3 protein-coding genes are annotated in these 2,760 nt (G+C 71.1%); 2 read left to right on the top strand and 1 reads right to left on the bottom strand.

All coding sequences use genetic code 11. The features are described from left to right. Positions 1 to 265: 265 nt before the first annotated feature. Positions 266 to 1,801 carry a DUF4331 domain-containing protein gene (locus GT030_RS33910; RefSeq protein WP_161204343.1) on the bottom strand — a complete coding sequence of 512 codons (1,536 nt, stop codon included), beginning with the start codon at positions 1,799 to 1,801 and terminating at the stop codon, positions 266 to 268. A 157-nt stretch (positions 1,802 to 1,958) separates the two neighbouring features. Here GT030_RS33910 and GT030_RS33905 point away from each other — a divergent pair, with 157 nt between their 5' ends. Both GT030_RS33905 and GT030_RS33900 read left to right on the top strand, forming a co-directional pair. Further along, the gene (locus GT030_RS33905; protein ID WP_086690663.1) at positions 1,959 to 2,546 is read left to right on the top strand and encodes a sigma-70 family RNA polymerase sigma factor; all 588 of its coding nucleotides are present in this window, start codon (positions 1,959 to 1,961) and stop codon (positions 2,544 to 2,546) included. After that, the coding region (locus GT030_RS33900) for a zf-HC2 domain-containing protein (protein WP_161204342.1) at positions 2,543 to 2,760 on the top strand (218 nt) is incomplete at its 3' end. The genes GT030_RS33905 and GT030_RS33900, both read left to right, overlap by 4 nt.

Here is a 2,760-nt window from a genome sequence, read left to right as displayed (position 1 = left end):
CGGAGCGGCCCGCGCCCCGTCCCGCGCGGTCCCGAAGGCGACCGCGCCACCGGTCAGCGCGACGGCCAGCAGGGCGGCCGACGCCACCCGCCACGCCGTCCGGCGGCCCGGAGCGCGACTGTCCGGTGTGCCGTCGGTCTGCTCGTCACTACTCGTACGCGGGCCCATCGCCCTCTCCTGGTTCGCCTGATGGTGGTCGGGAAGACCGGCGCGGCCCGCCGTGGGGGAAGGGGTACGGGCCGTGCCGGTCGCTTTCGGGTGCGGCTCAGTACGCGCGGCGCATCCGGCGGCGCCACCAGCCGACGACGGTGCCGAGCAGCAGGATTGCGGCCGCGCCCGCCGCCGCCGAACCGGCGATGAGCACGGTGTTGTCGGTGCCGCCCGTCGCCGAGGCCGGGCTCAGCGCGTCACCGAGCTGGCTCTTGACGTCGGCGCCCGCGGTCGTGCCCTTCGCCAGCGCGCCCCGCGACCCCGCCGTGGGCTGGGCGACGTAGGGGAAGGACTTCTCGAACTTCTTGTCGTTGGCGTCCACCGCGTCGCCCAAGTCGTTCTTGGAGCCGAGGAGTTCGCCCTCGACGACCTGAAGGGCCTCGTCGATCACGTCGTCGGTGAGCCGGCGCCCGTTGGGGAAGCCCGCGTTGTCACCGTCGAGCACGCCGAGCCGCTTGGGGTGCATGGTCGGCTTGATCGAGGTGTTCAGCCGCAGTTGCTCCGAAGGACGCACGTTCGGGGGCTGGTTGAGGCCCTTGACGCCCTTGAGGAAGACGTCGACCAGGTCGTTGCGCGGCTCGGCCGGGGCGGCGATCTTGTAGATGCCCTCGATGAGCTTGGGCAGCTCCGGGTTGGTGACGTTCTTCAGGAACTGGGCGTCGTGCGAGGGCTGGGAGGCGTTGAAGCGGTCCTTGTCCGCCTGCGGGTTGACCACCTCGTTGACCAGCGGGTTGCCGAGGCGGGATACCTGGCTGTAGTAGCCCTGGGCGTTGCGGCGCTGGGTGGTGGACCAGATGCCGACGACCGGCTGGTCCGCCGACTGCCGGATCAGGTCGTTGGGGACCTGGAGGGCGATCGTGTTGACGTTGTAGCCCTTGAGGGTGTCCCGGCCGACCTCGCTGAGGTTGCCGCCGTACAGCAGGTCGAAGACGCGCAGGTCCAGGAAGAACGGGTCGTCCGCCTGCCCGGCGAACGTGGCCGCCCCGCCCGCCGTCTTGTACACCGCCTGGGAGCGGAGCTTGCCGTAGTCCGGCATGGACGCCTTGCCCACGTTGGACGGTGCCACCGGCACGTCGTCCGCCACCTTCGTCCTGGACATCGCGTGGCCGCCCTTCATGCGGACCAGTTCGAGGTCGTAGGTCTGGGTGATGTTGAGGTCGGGGTCGTCCAGGCTGGTCACGGGGCCCGTGTTGTAGAGGAACGTCTTCCCGTTCTTCGTCCGCGTCTTGAAGGTGTAGCGGAAGAGGAGGTCGTCCTGGGCGTCGCCGTTGCTGTCGATGTGCAGGTCGTACTGCGCGTCGTCGGCGAAGGTGTAGAAGTTCGGGCCGCCCGCCGGTTCCTCGAACGGTATCCAGTCGGCCACGATCGTCGTCGTGTCCGGCTTGTCGGGGCTGACGAACGCGTACAGGTCGGTGTTGTCGTACTGCGGGGTGCCCGAGATCAGCGGGGCCTCCCGGTGGGAGGAGGCGGAGGCCGCCCCCGGCTCCAGCGTGGCGACACCGGCGGCCGCGAGTCCACCGGCGGCGAGCGCGCCGCAGATGAGCGGGACCAGGCCCTTGCGTGCCGTGCCGCTTCTGGCGAAGAGAGTCATGCCGTCCGTCCTCGAATCCGACTTGCTTGACGGACGGGTATACGGAGCGGCCGGCGAGCGCGGATTGGCCGGAGCGGAACTTTCTTTTTCCTTTTTTTCGACCCGCGTTTTCGGCTCTCCGATCCGTATCAACCGCCGGAGGTGTGCGTTCGTGCGGATGCGAGGGGTCACCGGCACGGCCGGGTGCGGCCACGGCCGGGGTGAGGGTGCCGAGGTACTGCTGGTGCGCGTGGCGGGCGGCGACCACCAGGCGTTCGAGGAGCTGTACGGCCTGATCTCCGGGCCGGTGTTCGGACTGGTCCGGCGGGTCGTGCGCGACCCCGCCCAGTCCGAGGAGGTCGTCCAGGAGGTACTGCTCGAACTCTGGCGCTCCGCGGCCCGGTTCGACCCGGCTCGCGGGAGCGCCCTGTCCTGGATACTCACCCTCGCCCACCGCCGGGCCGTCGACCGGGTGCGCAGCGCCCGCGCGGCCGGCGAACGCGAGCAGCGCGAGGCCCTGCGTGCCGGGGAACCCGCCTTCGACCACGTCACCGAGGAGGTCGAGGCGGGACTGGAACGGGAGTGGGTGCGCCGCTGTCTGAGACGGCTGACCGACCTCCAGCGCCAGTCCGTCACCCTCGCCTACTACGACGGCTACACCTACCGCGAGGTCGCCGAACGGCTCTCCCTGCCGCTCGGCACCGTCAAGACCCGGATGCGCGACGGCCTCAACCGGCTGCGCGGCTGCCTCGGAGGTGCCGCGTGAGCGTCTTCACCCGTCTTCTGCGCCGCGAGGACCCGCACTCGCTGGCCGCCCCCTACGCGCTGGACGCCCTCGACCCCGCCGAGCGGCGCCGGTTCGGGAAACACCTCGCGGGCTGCGGCCGCTGCACGGCCGAGGTCCGCGAACTGTCCGAGGACGCCGTCCGGCTGGCGTGGTCCACCGCCGCCCCCGCCCCGGCCGCCCTGCGCGAACGCGT

The sequence above is a fragment of the Streptomyces sp. SID1328 genome (assembly GCF_009865595.1).
Classification (GTDB): domain Bacteria; phylum Actinomycetota; class Actinomycetes; order Streptomycetales; family Streptomycetaceae; genus Streptomyces; species Streptomyces griseoluteus.
This window is presented reverse-complemented; position numbering and strand designations above follow the sequence as displayed.